The sequence below is a fragment of the Undibacterium sp. SXout7W genome, from assembly GCF_049339385.1.
Classification (GTDB): Bacteria; Pseudomonadota; Gammaproteobacteria; order Burkholderiales; family Burkholderiaceae_D; genus Undibacterium.
Genome location: NZ_JBMPPF010000022.1, coordinates 1 through 23,969 on the forward strand (window position 1 = coordinate 1; position 23,969 = coordinate 23,969).

Annotated in this window: 39 protein-coding genes; 11 read left to right on the forward strand and 28 right to left on the reverse strand. The window is 45.9% G+C overall.

From position 1 onward, the window contains the following. From ACO0LB_RS17695 to ACO0LB_RS17720, 6 genes are all read left to right on the forward strand, one after another. Positions 1-265 (forward strand): ParA family protein (locus ACO0LB_RS17695; RefSeq protein WP_423051483.1); only part of this gene is annotated, 265 nt, incomplete at its 5' end. Between the two features lie 9 nt (positions 266-274). After that, the gene (locus ACO0LB_RS17700; protein ID WP_423051485.1) at positions 275-1,579 is read left to right on the forward strand and encodes a ParB/RepB/Spo0J family partition protein; all 1,305 of its coding nucleotides are present in this window, start codon (positions 275-277) and stop codon (positions 1,577-1,579) included. 68 nt (positions 1,580-1,647) lie between these two features. Then, the gene (locus ACO0LB_RS17705; RefSeq protein ID WP_423051487.1) at positions 1,648-2,046 is read left to right on the forward strand and encodes a hypothetical protein; all 399 of its coding nucleotides are present in this window, start codon (positions 1,648-1,650) and stop codon (positions 2,044-2,046) included. 200 nt (positions 2,047-2,246) lie between these two features. Then, positions 2,247-3,341: a hypothetical protein gene (locus ACO0LB_RS17710; RefSeq protein WP_423051489.1), complete on the forward strand. Its 1,095-nt coding sequence runs from the start codon at positions 2,247-2,249 to the stop codon at positions 3,339-3,341. 821 nt (positions 3,342-4,162) lie between these two features. After that, positions 4,163-4,573, forward strand: coding sequence for a LexA family protein (locus ACO0LB_RS17715; RefSeq protein ID WP_423051491.1), 411 nt, complete (start codon positions 4,163-4,165; stop codon positions 4,571-4,573). 2 nt (positions 4,574-4,575) lie between these two features. Further along, positions 4,576-5,838, forward strand: a complete 1,263-nt coding sequence (locus ACO0LB_RS17720) for a Y-family DNA polymerase (RefSeq protein ID WP_423051493.1) — start codon at positions 4,576-4,578, stop codon at positions 5,836-5,838. A 5-nt stretch (positions 5,839-5,843) separates the two neighbouring features. Here the strand turns inward: ACO0LB_RS17720 and ACO0LB_RS17725 are convergent, their stop codons facing one another. The 15 genes from ACO0LB_RS17725 to ACO0LB_RS17795 all read right to left on the reverse strand — a co-directional run bounded on the left by ACO0LB_RS17725 (position 5,844) and on the right by ACO0LB_RS17795 (position 15,385). Beyond that, positions 5,844-7,064, reverse strand: coding sequence for a tyrosine-type recombinase/integrase (locus ACO0LB_RS17725; RefSeq protein ID WP_423051495.1), 1,221 nt, complete (start codon positions 7,062-7,064; stop codon positions 5,844-5,846). Then, positions 7,061-7,804 (reverse strand): hypothetical protein, encoded by a 744-nt coding sequence (locus ACO0LB_RS17730; RefSeq protein ID WP_423051497.1) that lies wholly within the window; start codon positions 7,802-7,804, stop codon positions 7,061-7,063. Before ACO0LB_RS17730 ends, ACO0LB_RS17725 begins: the two co-directional genes overlap by 4 nt. 54 nt (positions 7,805-7,858) lie before the next feature. Next, entirely contained in the window at positions 7,859-8,308 is a 450-nt protein-coding gene (locus tag ACO0LB_RS17735) for a hypothetical protein (protein ID WP_423051499.1), read from the reverse strand. A gap of 39 nt (positions 8,309-8,347) precedes the next feature. Further along, positions 8,348-8,692, reverse strand: a complete 345-nt coding sequence (locus ACO0LB_RS17740; RefSeq protein ID WP_423051500.1) for a hypothetical protein — start codon at positions 8,690-8,692, stop codon at positions 8,348-8,350. Positions 8,693-9,261: 569 nt separating this feature from the next. Further along, a complete protein-coding gene (locus tag ACO0LB_RS17745) occupies positions 9,262-10,062 on the reverse strand; it encodes a hypothetical protein (RefSeq protein WP_423051501.1) in 801 nt (266 codons plus the stop codon). An 88-nt stretch (positions 10,063-10,150) separates the two neighbouring features. Continuing rightward, positions 10,151-10,645: a hypothetical protein gene (locus ACO0LB_RS17750; protein ID WP_423051503.1), complete on the reverse strand. Its 495-nt coding sequence runs from the start codon at positions 10,643-10,645 to the stop codon at positions 10,151-10,153. A 9-nt stretch (positions 10,646-10,654) separates the two neighbouring features. Next, positions 10,655-11,038 carry a hypothetical protein gene (locus ACO0LB_RS17755; protein ID WP_423051505.1) on the reverse strand — a complete coding sequence of 128 codons (384 nt, stop codon included), beginning with the start codon at positions 11,036-11,038 and terminating at the stop codon, positions 10,655-10,657. After that, entirely contained in the window at positions 11,035-11,610 is a 576-nt protein-coding gene (locus ACO0LB_RS17760; protein ID WP_423051507.1) for a hypothetical protein, read from the reverse strand. The genes ACO0LB_RS17755 and ACO0LB_RS17760 overlap by 4 nt, the downstream gene beginning before the upstream one ends. Before the next feature lie 4 nt (positions 11,611-11,614). Then, positions 11,615-11,842, reverse strand: coding sequence for a hypothetical protein (locus ACO0LB_RS17765; RefSeq protein WP_423051509.1), 228 nt, complete (start codon positions 11,840-11,842; stop codon positions 11,615-11,617). 8 nt (positions 11,843-11,850) lie between these two features. Beyond that, entirely contained in the window at positions 11,851-12,318 is a 468-nt protein-coding gene (locus ACO0LB_RS17770) for a DUF6884 domain-containing protein (protein WP_423051511.1), read from the reverse strand. Positions 12,319-12,432: 114 nt separating this feature from the next. After that, positions 12,433-12,759 carry a hypothetical protein gene (locus ACO0LB_RS17775; RefSeq protein ID WP_423051513.1) on the reverse strand — a complete coding sequence of 109 codons (327 nt, stop codon included), beginning with the start codon at positions 12,757-12,759 and terminating at the stop codon, positions 12,433-12,435. Further along, the gene (locus tag ACO0LB_RS17780; RefSeq protein WP_423051515.1) at positions 12,756-13,238 is read right to left on the reverse strand and encodes a hypothetical protein; all 483 of its coding nucleotides are present in this window, start codon (positions 13,236-13,238) and stop codon (positions 12,756-12,758) included. Before ACO0LB_RS17780 ends, ACO0LB_RS17775 begins: the two co-directional genes overlap by 4 nt. A gap of 68 nt (positions 13,239-13,306) precedes the next feature. Continuing rightward, positions 13,307-13,564 carry a hypothetical protein gene (locus tag ACO0LB_RS17785; protein WP_423051516.1) on the reverse strand — a complete coding sequence of 86 codons (258 nt, stop codon included), beginning with the start codon at positions 13,562-13,564 and terminating at the stop codon, positions 13,307-13,309. A gap of 2 nt (positions 13,565-13,566) precedes the next feature. Further along, positions 13,567-14,667 (reverse strand): hypothetical protein, encoded by a 1,101-nt coding sequence (locus tag ACO0LB_RS17790; protein WP_423051518.1) that lies wholly within the window; start codon positions 14,665-14,667, stop codon positions 13,567-13,569. Continuing rightward, positions 14,660-15,385 (reverse strand): PspA/IM30 family protein, encoded by a 726-nt coding sequence (locus ACO0LB_RS17795; protein ID WP_423051520.1) that lies wholly within the window; start codon positions 15,383-15,385, stop codon positions 14,660-14,662. Before ACO0LB_RS17795 ends, ACO0LB_RS17790 begins: the two co-directional genes overlap by 8 nt. Positions 15,386-15,592: 207 nt before the next feature. Here ACO0LB_RS17795 and ACO0LB_RS17800 point away from each other — a divergent pair, with 207 nt between their 5' ends. After that, on the forward strand, positions 15,593-16,462 hold the full coding sequence (locus ACO0LB_RS17800; RefSeq protein ID WP_423051522.1) for an exonuclease domain-containing protein: 870 nt from the start codon (positions 15,593-15,595) through the stop codon (positions 16,460-16,462). A 12-nt stretch (positions 16,463-16,474) separates the two neighbouring features. On the opposite strand, the gene ACO0LB_RS17805 is transcribed toward ACO0LB_RS17800, so the two are convergent. From ACO0LB_RS17805 to ACO0LB_RS17865, 13 genes are all read right to left on the reverse strand, one after another. Further along, entirely contained in the window at positions 16,475-16,915 is a 441-nt protein-coding gene (locus ACO0LB_RS17805; protein WP_423051524.1) for a hypothetical protein, read from the reverse strand. Positions 16,916-17,270: 355 nt separating this feature from the next. Then, positions 17,271-17,732: a hypothetical protein gene (locus tag ACO0LB_RS17810; RefSeq protein WP_423051526.1), complete on the reverse strand. Its 462-nt coding sequence runs from the start codon at positions 17,730-17,732 to the stop codon at positions 17,271-17,273. 130 nt (positions 17,733-17,862) lie between these two features. Then, positions 17,863-18,207: a hypothetical protein gene (locus ACO0LB_RS17815; RefSeq protein ID WP_423051528.1), complete on the reverse strand. Its 345-nt coding sequence runs from the start codon at positions 18,205-18,207 to the stop codon at positions 17,863-17,865. A gap of 47 nt (positions 18,208-18,254) precedes the next feature. Beyond that, on the reverse strand, positions 18,255-18,782 hold the full coding sequence (locus ACO0LB_RS17820) for a hypothetical protein (protein WP_423051530.1): 528 nt from the start codon (positions 18,780-18,782) through the stop codon (positions 18,255-18,257). Between the two features lie 22 nt (positions 18,783-18,804). After that, positions 18,805-19,125, reverse strand: a complete 321-nt coding sequence (locus ACO0LB_RS17825; protein WP_423051532.1) for a hypothetical protein — start codon at positions 19,123-19,125, stop codon at positions 18,805-18,807. A gap of 25 nt (positions 19,126-19,150) precedes the next feature. Next, positions 19,151-19,645: a hypothetical protein gene (locus tag ACO0LB_RS17830; protein WP_423051534.1), complete on the reverse strand. Its 495-nt coding sequence runs from the start codon at positions 19,643-19,645 to the stop codon at positions 19,151-19,153. Positions 19,646-19,703: 58 nt separating this feature from the next. After that, positions 19,704-19,997 carry a hypothetical protein gene (locus ACO0LB_RS17835; RefSeq protein ID WP_423051536.1) on the reverse strand — a complete coding sequence of 98 codons (294 nt, stop codon included), beginning with the start codon at positions 19,995-19,997 and terminating at the stop codon, positions 19,704-19,706. 5 nt (positions 19,998-20,002) lie between these two features. Continuing rightward, positions 20,003-20,209: a hypothetical protein gene (locus ACO0LB_RS17840; RefSeq protein ID WP_423051538.1), complete on the reverse strand. Its 207-nt coding sequence runs from the start codon at positions 20,207-20,209 to the stop codon at positions 20,003-20,005. Between the two features lie 87 nt (positions 20,210-20,296). Next, positions 20,297-20,500 (reverse strand): hypothetical protein, encoded by a 204-nt coding sequence (locus ACO0LB_RS17845; RefSeq protein WP_423051540.1) that lies wholly within the window; start codon positions 20,498-20,500, stop codon positions 20,297-20,299. A 50-nt stretch (positions 20,501-20,550) separates the two neighbouring features. Further along, positions 20,551-20,925 (reverse strand): type II toxin-antitoxin system PemK/MazF family toxin, encoded by a 375-nt coding sequence (locus ACO0LB_RS17850; protein WP_423051542.1) that lies wholly within the window; start codon positions 20,923-20,925, stop codon positions 20,551-20,553. Next, positions 20,925-21,179, reverse strand: coding sequence for a hypothetical protein (locus ACO0LB_RS17855; protein WP_423051544.1), 255 nt, complete (start codon positions 21,177-21,179; stop codon positions 20,925-20,927). Before ACO0LB_RS17855 ends, ACO0LB_RS17850 begins: the two co-directional genes overlap by 1 nt. Positions 21,180-21,309: 130 nt before the next feature. After that, positions 21,310-21,561: a hypothetical protein gene (locus ACO0LB_RS17860; protein WP_423051546.1), complete on the reverse strand. Its 252-nt coding sequence runs from the start codon at positions 21,559-21,561 to the stop codon at positions 21,310-21,312. Continuing rightward, positions 21,558-22,031 (reverse strand): hypothetical protein, encoded by a 474-nt coding sequence (locus tag ACO0LB_RS17865; protein ID WP_423051548.1) that lies wholly within the window; start codon positions 22,029-22,031, stop codon positions 21,558-21,560. Before ACO0LB_RS17865 ends, ACO0LB_RS17860 begins: the two co-directional genes overlap by 4 nt. Positions 22,032-22,596: 565 nt before the next feature. Between ACO0LB_RS17865 and ACO0LB_RS17870 the strand changes: the two genes are divergently transcribed. The 4 genes from ACO0LB_RS17870 (at position 22,597) to ACO0LB_RS17885 (ending at position 23,958) form a co-directional block, all read left to right on the forward strand. Continuing rightward, on the forward strand, positions 22,597-22,797 hold the full coding sequence (locus tag ACO0LB_RS17870) for a hypothetical protein (protein WP_423051550.1): 201 nt from the start codon (positions 22,597-22,599) through the stop codon (positions 22,795-22,797). Positions 22,798-23,103: 306 nt separating this feature from the next. Next, positions 23,104-23,355, forward strand: a complete 252-nt coding sequence (locus tag ACO0LB_RS17875; RefSeq protein WP_423051552.1) for a hypothetical protein — start codon at positions 23,104-23,106, stop codon at positions 23,353-23,355. Positions 23,356-23,367: 12 nt separating this feature from the next. Then, positions 23,368-23,556, forward strand: a complete 189-nt coding sequence (locus tag ACO0LB_RS17880) for a hypothetical protein (RefSeq protein ID WP_423051554.1) — start codon at positions 23,368-23,370, stop codon at positions 23,554-23,556. Between the two features lie 159 nt (positions 23,557-23,715). Beyond that, the gene (locus ACO0LB_RS17885) at positions 23,716-23,958 is read left to right on the forward strand and encodes a hypothetical protein (protein ID WP_423051556.1); all 243 of its coding nucleotides are present in this window, start codon (positions 23,716-23,718) and stop codon (positions 23,956-23,958) included. Positions 23,959-23,969 lie beyond the last annotated feature (11 nt).

Below are 23,969 nucleotides of genomic sequence, written 5' to 3' on the forward strand. Positions count from 1 at the left end.
GGGAAATTTGAATCCAAACCTGGCTCCCCTTGGTGTATTGCCAAATCAAGTAAATCAAAAGCGGGCCTATCATCGCGATGTTTTGGAAACAATGAAAGGTGCATGGGGTGATGGTGTTTTACCAGTTACCTTATTTGAGCGTGCTGCAATTGACCTGGCTAAAGATCGTGCGGTGTGGCTCACAGATAAGGGGGAAAGCCGCAATGTGGCAGCCAGGGAAATGAAAACGGCTTGTGAGCACATTTTTAGCCGCATGGGTCTGTAAGGAAAAATCATGTCAAAGAAAAGTTTAGAATTGACCCAGTTTGCTGGAGTTATAAATGGTGCTATGGCGACGCCAAGGGTTCCTGACACTAATATGGACGTAAGTAAAATTTACGCTGTGGTGCAAGTTCGCAAAAAATTCAGCGATTTGGAACAGTTTGCGGAAATTCTTCGTGTGGACGGCATTAAACATCCCCTGCTTGTACATGAAGAAAAAGATGGTCGCTATCGAATCATCGCGGGGGAGCGCCGTTTCAGGGCTGCTTTGCTGATTGGTTTAAAAACTGTTCCAGTAAATATCGAACGTGGACTTGATGAAGCTACGATTCGTAGGCTCCAAGTATCTGAAAACATGACGCATCGTGCTCTCACTGTTCATGAGCAGGCTCTGGGGGTCGTTGAGGACACAACCAAATATGGAGCGGAAGAAGCTGCAAAAATTTGGGGTCGTAGTGCTGCCTGGATCAGTAAACGGATGGCTGTAAAATCGTACAAGACTGTGACATTGAGTATTTTGGAAGAAGAACTGTCTGGAGACTTGGAAATTCTATCTGTACTCAATCAGATTGAGGAACTTGATGCAGAAGAGGCTTCTCGTTACAAAATACACCTGATAGACGGTAAGCCGCTACCCCGTGACGAGATCCGCAACAAGCTGGCGCTGATGAAAAAACAGAAGGAAGAGACAGAAAACTATGCTGCTGAAAAAAATGCAGAGATAGACTCAAACATCGCTGGGAGCCAATTACATCCAGACGCTGGCGATGAAGAGGAAGTTCCTGAGACAGTGCCAGATGTTGAAAGCAATAATTTTGAAGCATCTGGCGGTTCTAAAACAATGGAAAAGCCAGGGACGCAGCGGGCGGCAGATAAAAAACCCCCTGGGAGACTTGGTGTGCCGGCCACATCACCAGGCAAGCAAGAATCCAAACCAGCCAAGGCACCAAAGCGCGATTTAGAAGAAGAAAGACGCCAGGCAGAACAGGAATTGCTTACACTCAGGAAAGAGGCTGTTGAATGGGGTGATGGCAATGGGGGACTGGTGAAAGAAATGCAAGAAAAATTTCGCGCACTTGACTCCAAACCCGATGATGCTGAGTTCGTTTTATGGTCTTGTTTTTTGGATTCAGTGTTACCTATGCTTTTTGCCCTGGGACCGGAGAGATCAAAAGCATACATCGCTCGGCTGCAATCGGACTCAAAAAAGAAAGGTATCGAGAAATTGTATGAAGAACTCCATCCAACTCAGGAGTTAGGTGGAGGCATACGCAGCAAGATTGAGGTGCCAATTATGCCTACCGGCTGGAAATTCTAAGTAGAAATCAGGTGCGGCAGCTATGCTGTCGCCCTTCCCTTCCTCTCTTTTTTTGTATTTCTTTCCCTATGAGTGTTATTCGTTTAAATACCGATGACCTGGACTTGCTTCTGTCCTCAACGAATCTAGGTGACGGAGCCAGAGCTATTGCTCGCGAAGTTTTCGTTCTTGGCCATACTCATACGGAGGTGGCCAAGAGAAATAAAGTCGCCAGGCAGCGCGTAACAGCGATCGTGGCGACGATAAGGCGTACTCAAGAGCATTATGCTGTCAGCTCTTCAGATAATATTGCTACCGTTCAATTAACTTTGCCTCTGGCGTTGGCGACAGAGCTGCAGAAACTCTGTGACGACATGGCGTGCTGTGGAAGTCATGAGAGGCGGCGTGCTACCTTCAATAAGATAACAAGATCTGTCGTGGCCGCCAGGCTGACTTATATCCATGAGGAAAAGAAAAACGCCCCGTGAGCAGACGAGGCGTTTGTGGTGATTTTCAAGACTTTAGGAGTTTTTCAAATCACAAGCTGGAATTTTATCACAGATCCTTTTATATTTTCAATTTAGTATATTCAAATTGGACGATGTTTTTATAGCGGTAAAAGCACATAATATGTGCAGTCTCTTAATAGGCCAGCCTGCACCCAAGCCCCGACATAAAGGTTTTAACTATGGCATCCGACAAAAATAAGAAATCGCCTACCAAGGTAAAGAAAATACCAACATCTGCGTTTGAAAATTTTCAACTCGATTTATTCCAAAAATTTTTGTGCAATACAGATGATGAACGTTCAAATCTCGGTAATACGATTGATCTGTGGGATAGTATCCCCAAATATTCTATGTCTCGCCAAGCCCAAAATAAGCTGCGGTCCAGCGATGGGCGGCTAAAGTTGCTGAAACTCAACTGTAAATTCGGTGGCAGAGGTTACCAGGTTGTAATCCAACCGGCACGAATTGAAGTCAAGGATAAAGAGACGGACACGATCAGTGAAATTGACTTCTATCCGTCATCGAATGAGGAATTGATTGAGGATGCATTGCGTAAAATCGCTTCAGAGCAAGATCAAGGTTTTTTTGACAAATTCAGCTATCGTTCAGGTGCAGTTTTCACGCTCTACATGCTCCGCGAAGAACTAGCAAAGCGCAAGCATACAAGGTCATTTCAAGAAATTATTCTTTCCTTGGAAATTCTTTCAAAGGCAAATATTGAAATTAACTGTGATGGTGATGGCGATGGCGTCGGGTTCAGTTCAATTCTGCCTGCACTTGCAGGCGTGACGCGAAAAGATTTGGAGGCAAATGCGGAGGCAAAATGGATTGCTCAGTTTCATCCTCTGGTAACCAGAAGCATTGACGAGCTGAGATATAAGCAATACAACTATGATCAAATGATGAGTCATTCTTCACAGCTCGCGAGATGGCTTCATAAACAGCTGTCCACCAAATTTACTTATGCTGCGCATGGTAGGACGTTTGATATGCTGTATTCAACAATTGATCGTGACAGCGCGCTTTTAAACGGATACAAACATGCCAGGCAGGGCATCCAAGCATTGGATGATGCTTTTTCAGAGTTGGAAAAGAACAAAGTATTGATGTTCTATACAAAGGATGTGAGGCGTGGGAGCAGAAACAAAATTGAGGATGTTTCCTACACATTAACGCCGAGCCCAGAATTTGTCGCTGCAATTCGGGCGTCTAATAAGCGACTCAGTGATGGGCGTAAACTAAGTGGTGAAATGTCAGTGCTTCAAATAGTCTGATCGGTAGGTATAGGTTACGGGTTGTGATGACCAATTGTCCGGTAGGTATAGGTTACAGGTCCTTCGTTACCTATCGCACTGAATGTGTCGCCTGTGGCAAAGAAATCCCGTTTATCATCAATTTTCATATGTAGGTATAGGTTACACATAAAATAAAAGCGGTAGGTATAGGTTTCGGGTTGTTTTGTTCTACGGTAGGTATAGATGACGGGTATTGGTAGGTATAAGTTACAGTTCATTTTGAACCAGTAGGTATAGGTTACGGGTTCCAATTGAAGCAGTAGGTATAGGTTACGGGTAATTTGAGAACCGGTAGGAATAGGTTACAGGTGTCCATTTCATAGGTAGGAATAGGTTACAGGTGTTCATAAAATTTTTAAAAACAGTGATTTCGTGGTTTATTTGATAACTTTTGTGCATTGTTTTTTACCCGTTTTCGGTAGGTTTTACTTACAGCAAATTTTTTTATGTAGTTGATTTTATTGAAAAAAAATTGATTTTTAACAACCTTAGCCTTTTTAGCCTTTTTTTTAGCCTTTTAATAGCCTTAAAAGCGCCGACTCTTGGGGCAAGCCCCACCGTCTCCTCCGGCCGCAAGCGGCCTCCGCCCGCGCTACGCGCTCCCACCCGGCATCCCCAGGGCTTCGCCCTTTAAATAGACCCCAAAGGGGTATTACGCTCGCAAGCGAGCTTGTTGACCCCCTGGGCACAACCAGCAACATACAAATAATTACCGTGAGTATCATCATTCCCATAACTACTAGGGAAAAGAGATTTATGCCCGGTTGCATCCACAAGTATTCACGCTATATACTGATTGCATGTACAGTATTATTGCGCGCCCATTTGAAATAATTCTCTTCAATGCCGGAATTTCGGCTGGCTTTCCCTCGCCTGCAGCTGACTATGCTCAAAAACGAATTGATCTAACCCAGAAGTTAATACTCAATACCGAAGCAACTTACCTGTTTAGAGTGGCCGGTGATTCTATGGAAGGTATTGGTATCTATGATGGGGACACCATCATTGTTGACAGGGCAATAGTCCCGGCTAGCAACAATATCGTCCTGGCTATCGTAGATGAAGAATTCACCGTGAAGCGATTTTTCAAACGTGGCCAGGTCGTTCGCCTCCTGCCAGAAAATCCCAAATACAAACCAATGGAGTTAAGGGAAGGTCAAGAGCTACGCATCTGGGGCGTTGTTACTTACAACCTGCGCAAGCTGTATTAATCATGCGGTACGTGGCTTTAATCGACTGTAATAATTTCTATGTTAGTTGCCAGGTTGTTTTCAATCCACGACTTGCCGGAAAAGCGGTCGTGGTCCTGTCAAACAACGATTCCTGTGTGATTAGCAGATCCAGCCAGGCGAAAGCTTTGGGAGTCAAGATGGGCGTGCCACTGTACCAGATCAGAGAACTTGTGAAGCAGCATGACATACAAGTTTTGTCGTCAAATTATCCGTTATATGCGGATATGTCCAACCGGGTCATGTCCATTCTTGGTAGGTATTCACCTATCCAGGAAATCTACAGCATTGACGAGTGTTTCGTTGATCTAACCGGCATGTCTGACATTAAAATGACTGCAGAGGCCATGAGAAGCCGCGTACAGCTCGAAACGGGAATCCCTGTGTGTGTTGGGGTCGGGCCCACAAAAACGCTCTCAAAACTCGCCAATTTCGTCGCAAAACGGCATCCGAGGTCCAATGGGGTGTTCAACATCAGCGATTTGACTCAAAAGCAACAAGACAGTGTTTTTTCAAACATCCTTATTGAAGAAGTATGGGGTATTGGCCGCAAACTTAATGCTTCCCTGGTGACACAGGGTATCTCCACCGTGGCCGAGCTGCGTGATGCCAATATTGCCGGCATTCGGACGAGGTACGGCCTTGTCCTGGAAAGGATTGTACGTGAGCTCAGAGGTGAGGACTGTATCGAGATCGAGGAGGTAGCACCGGCTAAGCAGCAAATAATTACCAGTCGTAGCTTTGGCCAGGTAATTGAATCCGTCGAAGATATCCAAGATGCACTGGCCCATTTTGTAAGCAATGCCGCATTCAAGCTGCGCCAGCAAGAATCTGTGGCCAGCGTTTTGCAGGTTTTTATCATGACTGACCGGTTTAGAGATGACAGGCCGCAGTATTGCCCTAGCATTACCATTCCTTTGATTTCGCCCTCGGCCAGCTCGACCGAATTACAGCAGTGGGCAGTACGAGGCCTGCAGGACATTTTCAGGGAGGGATTTCAGTACAAAAGGGCTGGTGTCATTCTGTCCGGCATCTTGCCGGCAGCTTTCTATCAGGGCGATTTGTTCGTCAATAAGGAGCATGCAAAACCTGGCTTGATGCGCGTTATGGACGACATTAATGCCAGGTACGGAAGAGGTACGCTCAAACTATCGCAAGATGGCTGCAGGATGGCTTGGGCTATGCGTCAGGAAAACAAATCACCGGCGTATACAACTGACTGGGATCAACTGCCCGTATGCAGGTAGCGATTTCAAATTTGTTTTTGCATAGCCAGAGACCCTGGTTGTGCTCTTTCTTTTGCTGCGATCAGATCCAGTACGTCTTGCTCGGAATACAGCATGACAGTTTCTATCGAAGCGTGACCAAGATGAGCGGCGACAGAGCGTTGATCCTGTCCTACTAATAAGCTTGCTTTGGCGAATGTATGCCGTAACCAATGAGGTGACGCCTGGCGCAATTGTGCTCCTCTGTCATCCTTCTTGGCATCGAGCTGATCAGCTGCTGCTTTAAGCCGGGCTTTTACAATCTCATAAATCCCTTGCCTGGTCCGTACTGGAGTCCATGCCTGGAAAAACTGTCTGTCCTTGGTATATTTGACCTTGATACCATTGATTAGGACAGGCATGGTACGCGGCGATAAGATTAATAATGCCGTTTCCTCAGGCCCTGGAACTGTTGGCAGGCCAAACGCCCTGCGGTACAGTCGGAGTGCATCGAAGACTGGCACTGGAACTGGAATTGTTCTGGCTTTGCTGCCCTTGGCAGTTTCTGCTAGAACATCAAACACCCAATAGGTTTTTTCGGTACCAGGAACTGATAAGAGGCGGAATGCTGACATCCTGGCCAGGACCAGCTCGCTCGCGCGCAGGCCAAGCCCGCGCAAAGCGGAGAATACAAAACGATCGCGACGGGCCAGCATTCGCTGACAGACCGTTTGTGCCATCTCATCATCAATGTTCTGAAGCACAAGATCATACAGATCCAGGCTAATTGCCCGATGAACGTTAGCAGGGTTCCCACGGTCGGCGCCGTCAAGGCATTCAGGGATAAAACGTATATAGCCCTGGCGGTGCCAGGATTTAAATAAAGAGTGCAAAACTCGCTGGATATCAGCCTGGCTGCTGTTTGACGGTTGTACACGAAACGGTGTCCAACCAGGATGGTGCTGGCGACTACCCTTTGTAGCGATGCAGTCTTTTGGCACTTTTTGTAGAAATTGCAAAAAAATGATCGCTTCTTGGCTAGACCAGCGAGATAGCGTGATTTTTGACACGTTTTCACAGTACCAGCGAATTTTTGCCATGTGATATCCGTATGTCGCATCTGTTTGGCTGGCTTTTCCCTTGCGCTTGATACTTAAGCCAGTGAGCCATAGTTCAGCTGCTTCCCAGTCGTCAGCCACGTTCCCCAGGTTGTGCCCAGCCTGCGGCCGTGCAATCAATCCTTCTGGCAGAATCTGCAGGGCGGTCATTCTGTTTCCCCATCCAGCAGTTGGTCAGGTATGGCGGCACCGCGCGCGTAGGCTGCGCGCCGGTAGTATTCAAACAATTCTAGGCGTTTGCGGTGTGCAATTACAGTGGTTTCATACTTCAATTTCCATTGGCGAGTATCGGCCCTGGCCAGCTCAATGCTGTCCAGGGCGTGCTGGCGCAGTCCGTCGATGCTGTCAGTGAGTTTGCGGTTGGCATCGGCCAGCTGGGCCAACTGATCAAACCAGGCTTGCTGCTGTAGCTGGTGTTGTTCTTTGATTATGGTGGCCGCCTGCAGCTTGCCCTGCAAGCTAGCCACCTGATCTGCCAGATTCCGGCACCTTTGTTCGCTATCAGCCAGTTCCCCGGTTAAAAAATTGACGATCTGGCTTGCGTGGACGACCTGGGCACCGTTTTCTAAGGTAGGTAAGTACTTGCCTATGCCTTTCACCACGGCACTCTCCAGCAGGTGCGCCAGCTCGCTGGCTTTAACATCATTAACTTGGCCAGCTGCCACCTGCATAGATTGAATCTTGGTCTGTAACCGGCGTCGGGCGTCTGCAAAAGTCTGCATCGACGGCGAGCGGTCCGGGCACAAACGCAAGAATAGCTGACGGCATGCAGCGATCGACGGGAGGATGCTAGTAACGTGATGCAGTGTAGCCAGAAAGGCGTCCACCAGGTTGCGCTGGCTGCGACCGCCACCATGGCGGTCAATCAAATCAGGCAGCGCGTCGGTCATTGCCGTGAGTTGTTCGGGGGTAGGTGTCCAGCTGGGCATATTGATCCTTTGTGTTCAGCGAGAAGGCATGATTACGGATTCCATGGTTCTTTTACGCTTGCGCCGGGGCATGCCGCGCGCGCAGCGGGCACACCAGCTGTTTTTGTTGAGTAGGTTATCCGGTGATGTTTGCCAGTCGCCATGGATAGGACACTCAATCGTGATCCGGTTTCTGGCAGAGATATACGGTGACTTGATCTTGCCGCCCTTCTCCTGAACGTAGCGCTGCAGCCGCTCAATCACGGGTGGCTTGCGTGCATCATTGCTGCAAAGGCGGCACCAGCTGCCAGAGGCGATGTGGCGCGGTTGTGCTTCAAACGGGCCATGTACCGGGCAATCAAATTTAAGGGGTGTATTGCAGTGAATATAAACTGTCGCCGTACAGCTGCCGCCATGTTCGGCGGCCAAGGCTTGCATGAGTTTCAGACGTGCTGCTCTGACTGGTGGAGGGAGGTATTCACGCATAGGCTGTTGGGGAAAAGAAAATTTTGCACTGCATTTACTTTATTTATATTTCTTGTCGATGACTTGCCCGCGGGGCAAAGACTGGAAACATCTTTCCATGGTCTTAAAGTAGGTCCAGTAACGGGAATTACCGTTCTCGGTTCCCACTTCTACCTCAACTACGCCGTCGGGACGATTAATGACTTTGGGTGTGCCGCCAGATTCCTGGACCATACGCATCCTGTCTGCCGGAGAGCTACTTTCGATGCAATTGGTATGGTTCAGGTCTTGCGAATACCATTTTCTTAAAAATTGTGGATCATCGCTGCAGCGTATCCAATTTTTTTTGGAACCGATAGCATCCTGCGGCCCCCAGCACAAACCGGATTGATGTGCATGGGTCATGAGCTCGTCGTTGAGAACATCAATTGCATTGCTCAATGCCTCATGTGTCTTCATATCAGGCGGGATTGTCGGCGGTCTAGCAACGCTTTTTGTTGAATGTTTTTCTGAACAAGCAACCGTAGCGCACAAGGATAAAGCTGCCAGGATGTAGGTTGGCAATTTCATTTATTCAATTAGTCCAGTAGTGATAGTTGACGGTCTTCGTATTGAGGTGTGTCATCTGGAGTGTTTTTCAGGGGTGGCGAGACACGCCTCATCTTGGCCATAAGAGGTACTTGTAATCCGGCTACATCGAGGCCTAGCCCGTATACGTCGCCTTCCAGCATGTGAGGTAATGGACGCCAGAGAGGTGAAAATTTCCGTGTCGTGGCCAGCTGCAGGAGGTCAGCGGCTGGCATGCCTTTCTTCGTATCATTGATAAATTGCCTTGCTTCCAGTGGTACCAGCTCTGGCGGGAATGTCGCTGGGAGACCAAAGTGTTCAAGCACCAAGTTGTCTACGTCTATTTTTGCGTACTTAGCCACGGGAAGATCCTTTCAGATACAGCTTTTGTTTTCATAAGCATTTGTTCAGCGGACCAGCTTCAAAAAAATATGTTTGCGTTGCGCGATGACTTCTTGAATTTCAACACCCAATTGAAATTGGGACTGTAGAGATAGCACATATGGCGATTTTGATTTTGACATTGCTGCTGCCAAAGTTACAGGGTTAAGTAACTGCACCTCATCGACACCGAAGCGACCGCGAGGAATCTCACCTGGTTCTAGTGGTAACAAATGCTGGTCGCATGGAGCGCTCATACTTATCACAGTGTCCTTCTTGCTAATGATGCGTCCAGAAAGAACGCGCTCCATTATGTAACTCTTCCCACTGCCAGATGGACCTACTAATACGACAATGTATCCCACCGCAAGTGCTGTGCGTACACCAAGAACAATCAGAAAGCGGCGAATTAGCTGCCAAAAAGATAGCCAGTTCGCGAATGGACTTTTGACCTGGAAAGAGATTGGCGCAATACGGGTATCTAGTTGAAGGGCGCGCTTTTGGTAGTCTCTCGATGCTCTTTCGTAATCCGCAATCGAAGTTCCAGGTAATCCTGCTACCTGTTGAATGAAACTGATTGTTGTCCGCGCCCACTGTTCCGTTTCAGGGTCTGCGGTCAATTCTTCGAGAATTCTTTCTGCCTGCGTAAGACGGTGCATGTTGAGATAGATGCCGGCGTCGATAACTGCCTGTTCCGCCTTGGTCATGTCCTCATAGGAACCATCGGGCAAATACTCATGCATATCACTGAGTATTATTCGGATTGGCCTGGCGACAAGGAGTTCATCACCCAGAATAGAATCTCTCGCATTTTTCGTGACCATCATGTTCCTTTCAAATTAAACTTGGAGCTTGCTGTTTTTTTGGCCTTAAGCGGCAGGCAAATTATCCTGGCTAAAAAGTTGGTTAATGTTTTTATTGAGTGGCCATCCAGCTATCAAAACACTGGTTCAAGCGGTAATTTTGAAATGAAGCTGCGTTGAACATGGTTTGCATCTGTCTAAGTATGATTGCGACCAGCTGGCGCGCGGGGCCTATCGTGTTTGGCTTACCTTCACTATGCAGTTTATCTTCCAAATCGCACAAACGCTCATTGAGCCGATAAAAGTAACGCCCTGCTAGAGAAAAGTTTGCATTATCGGCGAGATAATCCCCTTTTCTGTGATTATATTCACTGTGCGACCGGACAAAATTAGATCTGGATTCGGCATCAATACACTCTGTCGCAAGTTCAGTAATAACTGAAAGATATATTCGATGCTGGTCGAAGAGTTCACCTAAAATTTCAATTAGGCAATGCTCAAACGCAATTAAGGACTGGCCAGACAACCGCCCATTCAATGGGGTAAGATCTACGTGCATAAACTTTGGTGTCAACTCTTCGATAGTGACTTTGGGTTCGCGTTTCATAAAATCTCCTTAGGCTTGTTCTGATTTTCGAGCTGCAAGTTTCTTATCCATTTCTCTTATGTCAAGGTTAGCGAGACTATGTATGAAGTCACTTGGTAACGCTAAAGCCAAGAGTGTAAATTTGGCTTGACGTATGGTGTAGGCACAAAGCCCTTCGCTAAGTATCAATAATCCGGTGGCCAAGACCAATGCGACACCTTGAAATATTTGCGAGTCAAAAACAGCAAAATGACTAGATATTGCGGCGCCGCCTATTACCAATATAATTGCTAAGCAGGCTCTAACGCGCAATTGATTAAGTGAGCGACGTACATGAAGAAAACTCAAAATGGCTTTTCCTTGGAGTTCCGTGAGGCTTTCAAGTGTTGGTACTTCTGCTTCATTCGTGCTCATTGTGTATCCCTTGTTCTTGAATCTTTGAGGCGTTGATGATGTGCTTTTCTTGAGTTTCGCGCGCGAAACAAAGTATCTGTCGATGAAGCATATTCAAAACTTCTTATGACATTGGCCGCATTGCATTCATTATGCTGGCGGAAATATATAAGCAATCTTTTACGAAGTTTTGGGTCTATGAGATTCCAAGAAACGGATGCGCCTTGTTCCGCATCAGCACCAATACCATTTGCAAGCAACGAGCTAACCCGCGCTGGGAACGGCAACTTACCCCAATGTTCACTACCTTCTTCGTCATCCAGCTCATCTTGAGTCTTCGTGCAATTAAGTATTTGCACTTTGAAGATGCGCACGCCTTGTTTATTGATGTACCAGATTGGTGAATAAAAATCTTCGTTCAATGCCTGATGTATCAACTTGCGTTCATCGGATGAAAAGTCTTCCCAGGCCATATGCAAAAGAATGGAATCACTTTTCTCGATGCGGGCAAGAAACAAATTACGCTTGCTTGGACGGGCACTATTCCATTCATTTTTCGCTTCACTCTGTGTATAGGTCTTGATATCATTCACAGGGCTATACTCCGTCATGAACATTTGCCATCCACATCAAGGCACCATTTCTCTCTGAACCAGCCATCGTTGTCCAGGACGGCCCTTCTTCATTGACTGCAATACAACCAGGCTGCCAATGTTCTGGATTGCGCAAAGTATTCACCCATCCTTGCACATTACCTTGGAATAAAACTATGACGCCTGCACGCCCTGTATACCCATTCTGTTCGCGCCAGATTCGTGCAAGCATGTACTCGTTCATATCTTTTCCCTAGATGAGTGAGTCTCAGAGGCAGATTGTTTTAACCACCTGAGCTGGCGGCCGATGGACAAGCCGGCCATCGGAACAACGGTCTTAATATTATGTTGCGCAAGTTGTGGCAGCAGGAACTCTCGATACCGCTGGCCAGCGAAGAAGATTACTTGCTCCATTTGAGAAACTGTATTCAGCAATTGAAGACTTGTCCTCTCACCCCACTCTCTTCGTTCCGAAATAACCATTCGGCTAAGGGTGTGGTTATATGGTTCAATTATTTGCTCAGGTTTGAGTAGGCCATGGGCAGCAGACAAAATAAACCATTTACAACCTGTTGCCTCAACCACCTTGCGTGCTTTTATGAACCAGTCGGATATGTACAGGTCCTTGGCTGCACTTTTGTGTTCCCTTTTCTTGCTAACACATGAAACAAGATAGATAGGTGCCATTGCATCAAATTCCAAGTTCATATCCGTCGGCAGAAAGTTTGCGTGTACTCAGAGTATAACATTTAACATACACATATCATACACTCAGCGTTTAAAATTTCGCGCGCGAAATACTTTTCTGATAGGGAAAAATAATTATTCGCGTTTAATCAATTTCACCAATTTTTCACGTTCTTGTTCACGATCCACATTTTCTGGAAAAATCACAAGACCCACATCTTTCATCGTTTCCCGCGAAAGGTTCGTATAATCCCAGCGCGAAATCTTTCCATTGACGATAGATTCACGAATGTGTGTTTTCAATTCGATAGGAGCGTTTGGCCAGGCTTCTATAAGCGACCGATAATTTGACCCTGAAATTTCCCTTGTTTGATTTAGCCCGGCGGCTACACCTGCAGTAATCATCATTACAATGGCAATCGAAAAATTATCAAAAAACCACTTAAAAAACCTTTTCATCATTTTGCGTCCTTAAAATGAGCGGTGTAAGTATTGGCCTCATACCAGAGCATTCCGCCGCAACGCATGACATACAATCCATTGTCCTTTCCAAAGACCTCCATTCCACCACTGGGACAATATGCCTTACTAAAATCACTTATTTGATGAATATTACCCACGCCATCGTCATTGAAATTCCCTACGTCTTTCCTGACTAACCAGCCGGGGTATGACGATCCGTTGACTAGATAGATTCGTTCAATGGTCATTAGAAAGCCAAAACAAACAAGCATGATGTAGATTATTGCCACAGTAGTTGCTCCACGTCTTACTGCAACATTTTCTGATTTCATTGATCGTGCTGCCCAGGTGCCGCTGGCAAGAAAGCACGCCACCAGCATAAAACTGCCAAACATCACCCAGGATCTGGAGAGAATCCCAAGTCCCACTCCCATGGCACACCACAATCCAAATAATGTTTGATCCAACCATTTATTCATAATCCGTTCCCCTGTTAAATTTTTAAAGTTTCCTGTATTTTTAAATGAATGATTTCCTTTCTCTTCAATTATTTGGTTGCCTCCAACTGAGCTTTTTCTTTGCGTATGCGCTGGAGCGCTGACTTGAAACTTGTCATCTTCATCGTGAAACCTTTTTCATGAAGTGTCGATAGCACCACCTCACGTTTAACGCCGGATTTGAGTGCTGCTTCAACATCATCAAAAATGTCACGAAGGCGGTCAGTTTCTGAGCGCAATGCGTCATTTTGCTTCAGCTCACGCAAAGCCTGGCTTATATCTGTGGTTCTGGTATTTTTTATCATCATTTTTATATTTCACTGCCTGAATTATTGGTACTGCTCGAGCTACTTCCACCACAATCCCCACTACTGGATGAGTCATAACGACTGTAGGAGACATTACTGGGTGCATCGTCTGTTCTAAATGATGGCGAAGGTGTATCCCTGTCCTGATCTCTTGAAGAATTATCTTCCTGGCGATTCTGGTTTGAATGCTCTCTATCATTGCTCCACAATGACCACGGGCTAATGGGACTCAACGGGTTCAATGGATTAAGTAGGTAGTCAGTCATGCTTGGGGACGTTTCTCCCGTTGCCGATGGCTTAGCCGTCTGTCTGAGTGTGTTATAGGTGCTCCTGGTTGTTTGGTTTCCTTCCTGAGTTTGCGCCTCGGCTTCATTCATATTCAACCTGACGACAACTTTTACAGGGGTGCCAATCTCGTCTCTCATGCAAGCATTGATAACATTGATTAGTTTGCCTAAATTAATCCGTTGTTCATCGCTAAGAGGCTGACCTGCATGCACTTGTTCCAGCATCTTCAGAACCTCGTCCTGCGCCTGCTTCAATTTTTCTATTGTGCTTGTGGCGTAACGCTTTGAGCCATCCCCTCTTTCGGGTTTGGAATTGCTCCAGTAGGCTAAAAGCACATCGACACGCTCTATTGTGTCAAGGATTTGTTTTAATTCTACCTTCACACGTCGTTTTGCCGACTTAATAGTTAAATTTCGGTGCACAAGGTAAATGGCAATACCACTGATAAAGAAGGCCAGGCATAGGGTGCCAGAGTGATCCACTGCCCACTCCCAGCTTTGTGCAAAAATACCTGGCTTATAATCAATCTTCGGTGTTTCTTCCGGTGCTTCTATACCAGCCATTGATGCCAACAATTTCATGCCAGGTATCAACATACAAGTCATGAATATGGTCGTCCCGAGGGCGCGGGTTGCACTGTCTTTCCCCATAAGCATAATGAGGGAGGCCAATAAAACGCCAACCATGGCGATCGCTGTCAAAAATGGGCTTTGTATTAATCCTGCAATGTTGGACATAGCGTCGTGTACTCTCAATGCTTGAGCCATGACAGGAAATGATAATGTCAGCAACAACAACATAGCGAATTTACGCATTGAATTCTCCTTTTCCGGTGCTGATCTGTACTGGTTCTACTACAGATTGAGGGATTGTGAGCAAGCCCAACTCTGCCATCTTTTTGTTGAGCGCTTCTCGACGTGAGTAGTCTTCCAGTCGCTTGTTCACATCAAGAGAAGCTTTATCGTTGGCAATATCTGCCAAGGCTGCAGCTTTGGCTTCTTCCCTGTCCACTTTCTTTTCCAGGTCATCAAAGTTGACGCCAGGCGCCTCACCCACATTACCCAGGTAACGTGCTGCCCTGGTCTCGGCCTGGGCGACTTTACTTCTCGCGTCGAGAACACTGGTTTTATGCTCCATTTCCTGCTTTTTCTGACGGAGATCGGATAGACGACCTTTCAGTTGCGACAGCATAGGGGTAAGCCGTTCGACATTGTTGCGATAGTTGCTTTCTGTCTCTTCTGCTTGCACTTGCAGCTGCAGGGCTTCCACCGCAGCTGCACGATCTCCATTTTGAACAGCATTCCTTGCAACACTTTCCCACTTGACGGCATTTTCGCGTGATTTATCGCTCTCCTTTTGCATCAAGCGCAGCTCGGCCCCAACATCGGCAACGCTTTCCTCTGCTGAGCGAATTTGATTCTCAAGCGAGCGTATACTTTCGCGTGCGGTACGGCCAACGCTGCTGGATTTATCTACCAAGTCGTGTAGAAAACCAGAAACCTGTACCCAAATTTTACTTATTAAGCTTGTCATTTTGATTTCCTTGATTGTCCAGTTGATAGAATAGGAATTTAAAAAATATGATGCATCCCTATTGCATCCATTATGCATCCACAACGCATCCGCGTCAAATTTATTTTATTGTTCATTAATTAATTGTTATTTGATTATCGTATGCTTATGTTATAAAAGGAAGCTCCTCACCATAAGTGCAATGAAAATTTACGATTGTAGGAAGTAATGAGATATAAAAATCGAGCTTCAGCGCCTACACAGCTCAAGACAAAGACGGAGTTAAGACAACTGCGCTTGAAGCCAAGTGCAGACCAAGGCGCAGTGGCGAAGTATTGGCAAGGTCATACACACGTTGACCTGTATGATCCAGCCGTAGCCATTCCTATGCGCCCTTATAAACCGGCCAGCGTTAAGCAGTTGACGGCCTTGGCAGAAGGACGGACCTTGATAGGAACGGCATTATGTGGATGTGGCAACCGGTATTACAAATCTTCAGACAGTAACAGTTGCGACGACTGCTTTTATGAAAATACGCGCAAAGAGGAAATTGAAGAACACCAGGCCCTTTTGCTGCAAGGGACGGCCTGGCTTGCTCAGTCTCCCCTCTTTCTCGATACCGAAACAACCGGGCTGGATCATGGTGCCGAGATAATAGAGATTACGTTACTTGACGCCGGGGGACTGGTGCAGGCTGATTACCTGGTACGGCCCAGCGCACCGGTTCCAACGGAAGCAATTGCTGTCCACGGGATTACAGATGCAGACCTGATTCATGCGCCAACATGGCCAGAGATTGCTGCTCAGATTAACAACCTGCTTGTTGGCCGGCTGATCATTGCTCATGGGGCGGATTTTGATGAGCGCATGCTGAAACAAACGAATGCCAGGTACAGTATTGAGCAGCCGGTGTTTGAAATGGCTTGTACTATGATGGCGCTCTCGTATCGTAACGGTAAACGCTGGCCAAAGCTAAGAGAAGCAGCGCTTTTGGTCAATGCCAATATCCCGACGGGACCACAGCATCGTTCGATGAACGATGCTGAAGATTGTAGGCAGATTGTTCTCGCTATATGTAAAGAGATGCAATTCTTATAGGGAAAGAAATATCTAATCAGGATAAATCGTATGTGTGCGGTTATTTATCACAGTAATGGTCAATTTCTTTTTTTCATGGGTACGCATGAGGTCTTGCTTAATTCGCTCGGCTTGCATAAAGCCAAAGGCATATCCATAATTTTTTCCCGTAGCGTCAACTAGCTCAAAACGTGCTACTTGCTTAACCCGAACGCAACGGTGCAAACTTGGGTCTCGGGTTGGCATCGACTTTGGGGGCGGCACGGCAAAAGGTAATACTTCCGACCACAACGTTCCATCAGGGCATTTCAGATCGACAAGTGCCTTTGAAGTATCAACGCAATGGTTAATACCATCGGACCAGGTAGTAGTACCTGGGCAAGTATCCTTGTCGTTTGCGTCTTGCGGTATGGTTGATGCGTTAGCAAAGCAAGTAAACAGTAGTGCTGTGAAAAATAGAGAAAATTTTGTCATCGAAAGTTATAAGTGAAAATTGGATTGGCACACCTGTAATTAATCATTGCGACCTAAAGATCTAACGCTTTGGACGGCATAAGGTTGACAAAATCTGAATACACCGCCACATCCCTAATAAACGTCAACCCGGTTTGATAAGATTAATTTGGTCATGAGATTCCGCCTTCACTTTTTCTTTTCATTTGTTGGAGGTCCAATTTCTACAATTACTTTCATATTTTTTCCTTGGTAAGTTGGCTTCCAGGCAGTGAGGGTTTTGCGCCGAAACCCCTTTGTTCTCCAAAAATTAAAACTTGACGCCATTTTCACCGAAACGACGATCGAAATCATTTGCAGCATCAAGAAACGGTTTTCAACTTCGCTTCAAGACCCGAATCATGTGGATGTTCACTAATATTTTAGCGATTTTTGTTTCTTTTTCTACCCCGGCTTGAATGGTAGTAAGAGCCTCTAAAATCATTTCCTGGGTGTCAACGAAATCTGTTTTGACGCAAATTATTGCGTGCCCCGAACCGGCGGGTTCAGTCGATATTTCTGTTTTTGAAAAGGTGTAACTAAATAACACTGGCACTTGATTTGTACGACACTTCAAAATTTTTGATTGATATTGCTCGCTACCTGCTAAAGCAGACTCATGCGCTGGATTTGTATTAACGGGCAAGTTGCTGTTGTGAAGGGTCTCGCCGACCGCTTTAATTTCACTCAACATATTATGCAAATGTTGAGGACCTTCAACCACTGGTACTACTTGGGCAAAGGCCAAACCGCCCCAAAAAAATGTGCTGACGCAAATAAGTTGAATTGTTTGGTTCATCGTACTTTCCTATCGCTATTAGCTGGCTTTACCTGAATTTGTTTTTGTCGCTTTGATTTGTAAGCTGATAGCTGCAAATAAAAAATTACAGAAACCAGGTTCAATTCCAAGTCAGCCACAATATTTCCCGTCATGATTCGATAACGTGACGTCTGGCCACCATCAGCGTCAGCCAGTGCACTTCACCAGGCTCTGGGACGCGTCGAATTCTCAGTTCGCCGGACACCTCTCCGTTAGGGAAGATTGCAACGTGTCCTGTCCCGGTCAACAGTGAAAGGGCATCTCCAATATCGTGACCTTGAACGCAGCGAAAGTAGGGAAAGTAGTCGGCTGTTTCGATACCGTGCCTATACAAGGTCGCGCAGGCAGTATTGATAATCTGCTCCCGTTTAATAGCTCGATGGATGTTCCTTAAAAAGACGAATAATCCGCACACTATAAACCCTGCGGCAAATGCGATGAGATATCCCAGCATGGTGTATTCCCTATAAAACGTCTGCGAAAAAGAGAAATGAAAATACCTTATTCCATAACCGATGTAGCAGCAGACAAAATTTGAACAATAATAGAATTCTTCAGAGTCGGAACTATTAATTTGGCCGCCTTTAAGCTCTGTGAGCTATAAGGTAGACAGGTTTCCAAAAGACGGCGAATAGTGGAAGCATCAATTGATGAGCTTTTTTCTCTTGCTGCGTCTATCATGGCGTCCGTGATATTAATCTGGTTTGATTCAACAAAATCGGCATGCTCTGGGACACAATGTAGTACATCATCAGTTGGTAGTATTCCAGTTACTAACCAAAATGCGTAATCTGGAAAAAGTTTTGCTAACGCTTCAATCATGTCAGGGGTTGGTCTCTGTGCTCCCGAAGCAAAATTCCTCCACCTCTTAGATTCTATTCCTGTTTTCATTGTTAAACTTGCGTAAAAACCATGCGTGCGTCGAGCTGCAGTCAATACGAAATCAGCCCGTTGAACAATATCATGGCAGTCGGATCGTCTCGCATTGAAAAGTTCAACTTCTAATTTTTTAATATTATTTAGTTCCAATATTATTTCCCCGCGAGCTTACTTAATCATCTAAACATTGTTGGACTAAATTTTTATCATCAATTCCAGTAACGATCCACAAGGTATATTGCGGAAAAATTTGACAACACTCTTCTATCATCTGCATCGTAGGGCGTTGTTTTCCATTTTGGAATTGCCGCCAACTACCAGAGCCCACTGATGTTAACCGAGCTAACTCCCTATACCTGTTTTCAATCGGAAAGTGCTTTTCTATGACCACTTTCATTCTATCTGCCAAGTTATTTTCAGGTGATTGATGAATTTTTTCTGAAATTGCATCACGAATCACAGATTGTTTGAGCGGCGATTTTATACGAGACAATTTTAATTTCTCTCTTGTAGCAGGACTATGGATAGGGCAATTTTTCAGAGTTGAATGTAATTTTTCCTGAATTTGAGTTTAAATATGCAATCTCTTTTTGTCTCAGATTCATGAGTCTTTCCAATTCCTGCAATTCACTGCTTTTTGGTCCTTCTAGATGTACCCTAACATTACTAGTTTGTTCTTGAAGTTTCATGCATTGAACGAAGTAGTCCGCAAAATATTTTCTTTCGTCTAGTTGCACTTCAGGGAAACATTGAGACGTATTTTCGCTCCTGGGGCAAGTGTGACCATATGTTTGATCAGTCAATCCACTTGCAAGCCAAAATGCATATTCAGGAAACAATCTGGAGATGGATTCAATCATTTCCGCTGAAGGTGCTGCATTTTCCCTGGTAAAAAATGATTGCCAGGTTTTCTTAGATATTGCAGTCCTAACTTCCAACCAACGTGACGCACCTCTTATAGGAGCCTCTAAGGAAAGAATCAGCCTCATTCGCTGAGAAGTGGATGAAATCATAAAGTCAAATATTCAAGTTTTTGGGATATTCAAGTTTTCGGGAATTTAATTTGAGATTTCAACCTTCCGCAACGGGGAAAGTTAAAGGGCCCCATCCACGTATGTCTTCCAGTGAAAGCGCATTGCCGGACCTGCTTGTGAAGGTTTTTTTCTCTGGATTCCAATCACCATGCTCAACCGTCCCATCGTGCTTCCACAGTAATACCCCATTTTTGGTCATTGCTCTAACAGGCGTATTGGCTCCAGGAAAAAGTGCCTCTTCAGGTGTAGGCCAAAAAACTTGCGCATTTTCTGGGTCTTCAGGTCTTCTCATCAACCTGAAAAACTCGATTTCAATATTGCTGATCCACATCGTGTTTATTCCTCGCCATCAAATGGCAAGGTTTGGCCAGCCGACAATTCGGCAACCAGATGCGCACGCTTGCGGTTCAAATCGAATGCATATTCAGGATCGCAACGGCCCAGCTCAAAGTCAATTTCTTTGATTCCTTCTTCGATTGCTGCACGGTGTTCTTCGGTAAGGATTGTGCCTGGTCCATTGTCTTGGTCAAAATGAATTGTCATGATTTGCCTTTAACAGCGCCCTGCGCCAACAAGTTTGTCAGCATTCTTTCGCGCGCGAAATAATTAACTGGTAGGGAAGAAAAAATATTACTCTTGAGACATTTTGGAACTAAGATGCATAAGTGCTATAAAAACACCAAAACCAACTGCGAATGATGAAGATCCGTACCCAATCAAGGATGCTGCTGCAATTATTTCTCCAGCCCAATAAACTTTATGCCATGGAAATGATTTAGTTCCCTCGATTTGTGGGTCGTTCATGTTTTTTTGTTGAGGTTTATTTTTGGTCATAATTCACTTGAAATTTTGGCTTCCGGCCAATGCGGGGTGAAAACACCAATTTAACAATCGCAGATACCGCAAATTGAATCCAACTTTTCGAGTGCAGCAGCAAGCACCTGCACATGGCCGCCGCCCCAGGGGTGCTGCGTAGCGCCTCGTTGTATCCAATCAAACGATTTTGGCTGAAAACCTAGAATATATCCAACTTCACCTTTAGGCCCCTGCACTGCAACCGCAAAAGGATTATCAGCATTAGACGCAGAATGTGTCATGGGAAAACCAATCACAATGCCAGTACGTTGGTTAAAACTTTGTGGTGAGGACACCAGTAAGGGATGGACACCTGGCATTTCTTTCCCAACATGGGGGCTGTGATTCACGTAGATAATTTCGCCGCGCTCTGGCACCCACTGAATTCCCTTCTTCACCGTCATTAGAGAGCTTCCTTGCCTACGGGTACAAATGCCATTACTTCACCGCCATGGCGAAGCTGATCAAAGGCTGACAGCATTTCGTCCAAAGTTGGTTTGCGGTCGGTAGTCTCGACGATGATCTTGCCTGGTTGAGCGATTACGCGCACATGGCTGCCATCAACGATGCCGGCAGTCTTGGCCACAAGCTTGCTCAATCGTAAGGCCAAGCCATTGCCCCAGGTGTTAATGGAAGTTTCGATTGCTTGCTGTGTCATTTTGAATCTCCTAAAGAATTGCACGATGTTGATACATCGTATCAACATTAATTTACTGTGTCAACAAGGTTGATACTTTTTAAGCGTGCTAGAGAATTGGCCGGGATTCAGGAAATTTTCATTGAGAATTTCACATCGAAGGTGGCGCTGTCACTGTTTGCATATTCTCTTTTACATTGATGGCTTTCTCCAGTGCCAAAATTGCCCAATCCGGGCAAGTTCTGGCACTCGATTTTTCCGGGTTATTCAGCCAGGATCGAATTGCACGTACTGAGCATGGCCGTTCCGTTTGCTGGCAGATCAACGCGGCCCCCTGTGCCTGCGTCAGATTATGATCATCGAGCAGTTGTTGAAGTTTACGGCGGTTGTTACCGTCAATCATTCTATCTTGCCTTCAATCACTATTACATCTCCTTCTACCGGCATCTCCAGCATAAGGCGCAATTGTCGGTTGGTGTAGGCGGAAAATTGATTGATAAAACCAAATGAGGTGTTTGAGACAGTACCCCGAAAGCCTTGAATCATAATGTAAATGACAAACAAAGGTGATCCGATATGCTGGATGAGTAACACCAGCTCAGCAGCAGTACAAGTCTGGAGGAAGGTGAAACTTTTTTGTAATTCATCTGGCGCCAACCAGGCCGCTGCGCCGACACAACCAAACACCAGAACCGGCAAGGCCGTGACGAAGCCGATGCCGAATTTAATAATCACATAAAGTAAATTCAGCATCTGAGCGAGATATAACCTGGGAGTCTTCCAGGAGCCCGCTACCAGGTCGCGGTACGTGTCCAGTGGTACGGAACCAACTTCAACGTGATTGATAAACACCCGGGCGATGGAACTGGTCATACACATTCCTTTCTTATGATCCTGCACAGGCGGATGCCCACGCGTGTCTGTGATAATAGGCACGTGTGCCTATTTTGTCAAATCAGTTTCAGGTATGTTGCAGGTATAAATGCAGGTATGAATTGATCTATTTTACTTAGCACATATTAAGTAAAGCAAAACACGCCTGTCCACTTGACCGCATCCGACTGGGTTTTTGCACAAAATTGTTCCCAACAGAGGTTAGCCGGTAAGCTGGAAATTTTCGTCAAAAGTAAGGTAAGTATTTGATTTAATGTCGAAATTCACTTAACTCTGAACTTTCTTGCTCAGCCATCCCTGTATCAGCCAGGCTTGCCTTACCCAGCATCATTCGGCGAGTTCCAGATTTACTTCCACTAATGGATCACTTTTACTTCGCCGGACGCCTGCTACGCAATGGCGCGAGCCTGGAGACTGTACAACAGCTTCTCGGACATTCAGACTGAACCATGTTTTGCCGTATTTGTCAGTCAATGCGGAGAAGTTGCGCGAAATGTTTGAGGTGGTGCTATGATGGTACACAATGTGTATTAATTTGGAAATCATGGAAGAACTAAATCAACAGGAATTGTTGCAGTCACTGAAGGCAGCCATTGAAGGTACATGGAATGACGTCGCTGTCAGCACTGGTATTGCTCCGCGCGCGCTCAAAAGCTACCTACTTCCGGTAGATTCAAAGGGGCATAGAGGAATGGATAAATTTGTTCGCGAAGCAGTTGAAAAAGTGCTTTCTGAAGCTAAGTAGAAAACGAAAAAATATGCTTGAGTAGGTACACAATGTGTACTATAATTAAAAAAATAGAGCGACCAATGGGAGTCTAGATGAATAAGCAAAGCGTGCTAAGTGGTATCAACGAACTGTAAAAACGTGGCTATTCCGCAGTTGACGGGGGAGATCACATCATAGTGTCTGACCCAAGGCATCAGTGTGGCACGGGCCTGAACGCTGGCGGGTTGATTGTGACTGGCTACCTGGACATAGCTTTGCACAACGGAAATGCGGTCTCTAAGTTCCTGTATGACCGCACATAATCACTTAAGGCAAAACGAAATGACCCAAAATGATCTACATTTGTGCCGAATAGAAGGCAAGAAGGCCTTCCAGAAGCACGGCGTTACTGGAGTGACAAAGCACTGCTACCCTAATCCTAGCGACCAACGACGTGCTTTCATCGAAGGGCATACTCAGGCCAATTTCGAAGCTGCCGAGCGCGCACAACTGGAAGCGCTTGCTTACCAAAAACTGTCAATGCGGGACAACAAAATTGACCGCGCATGGGCTGCAAAGTTGACGCAAGCCTGAAGGAAAACGAGCATGCTGAATGAGCTACAACCTGATCTGCGCGAACTGCTTGACCTGGTGCGCTCGGCTGAGAATTTTGACGCCACGGTAGCTGCATGCTTGCAAAGCGGAAAGCCCATCGCGGTCGGCGATGACGCTCAGGGTGAACGTCGCCGTAAAGGACTGCGTATCGAGCAATTACGCAGCAAGTGGAACATCTGAGGAAAAATGATGGAAACTTTTACACACACAAAAACGACCGGTAAAAAAATCACGTATGACGTGAAATGTGATCAAAACAGTTATACCGTTTCGTTAAATGGAAAGGTAGTGAAATCGGCGTAAGCCCCGCACCTGGCCGGAAGCCAGTTGGAGAACAACATGATCACTGACATAAAAAAGCAAGCCCACATTAATGCATGTAACACCGGCCACACACCCACGTTCACTGGTTCTCATCAGGAAACGTCAGAAAGCCTTATGGCAAGCGACAAAGAGTTGTCGGGTCATCGTGTGGTGATAGGGAAAACCAAAGACGGTATGAGGGCGTTTGAACGCTTCATCGCAAGAGAGAATGAGTTGCAGTGCAAAAACTCTAGTGCCACCGGATTGTTGGCAAGTTAGCTGAGCCGTAT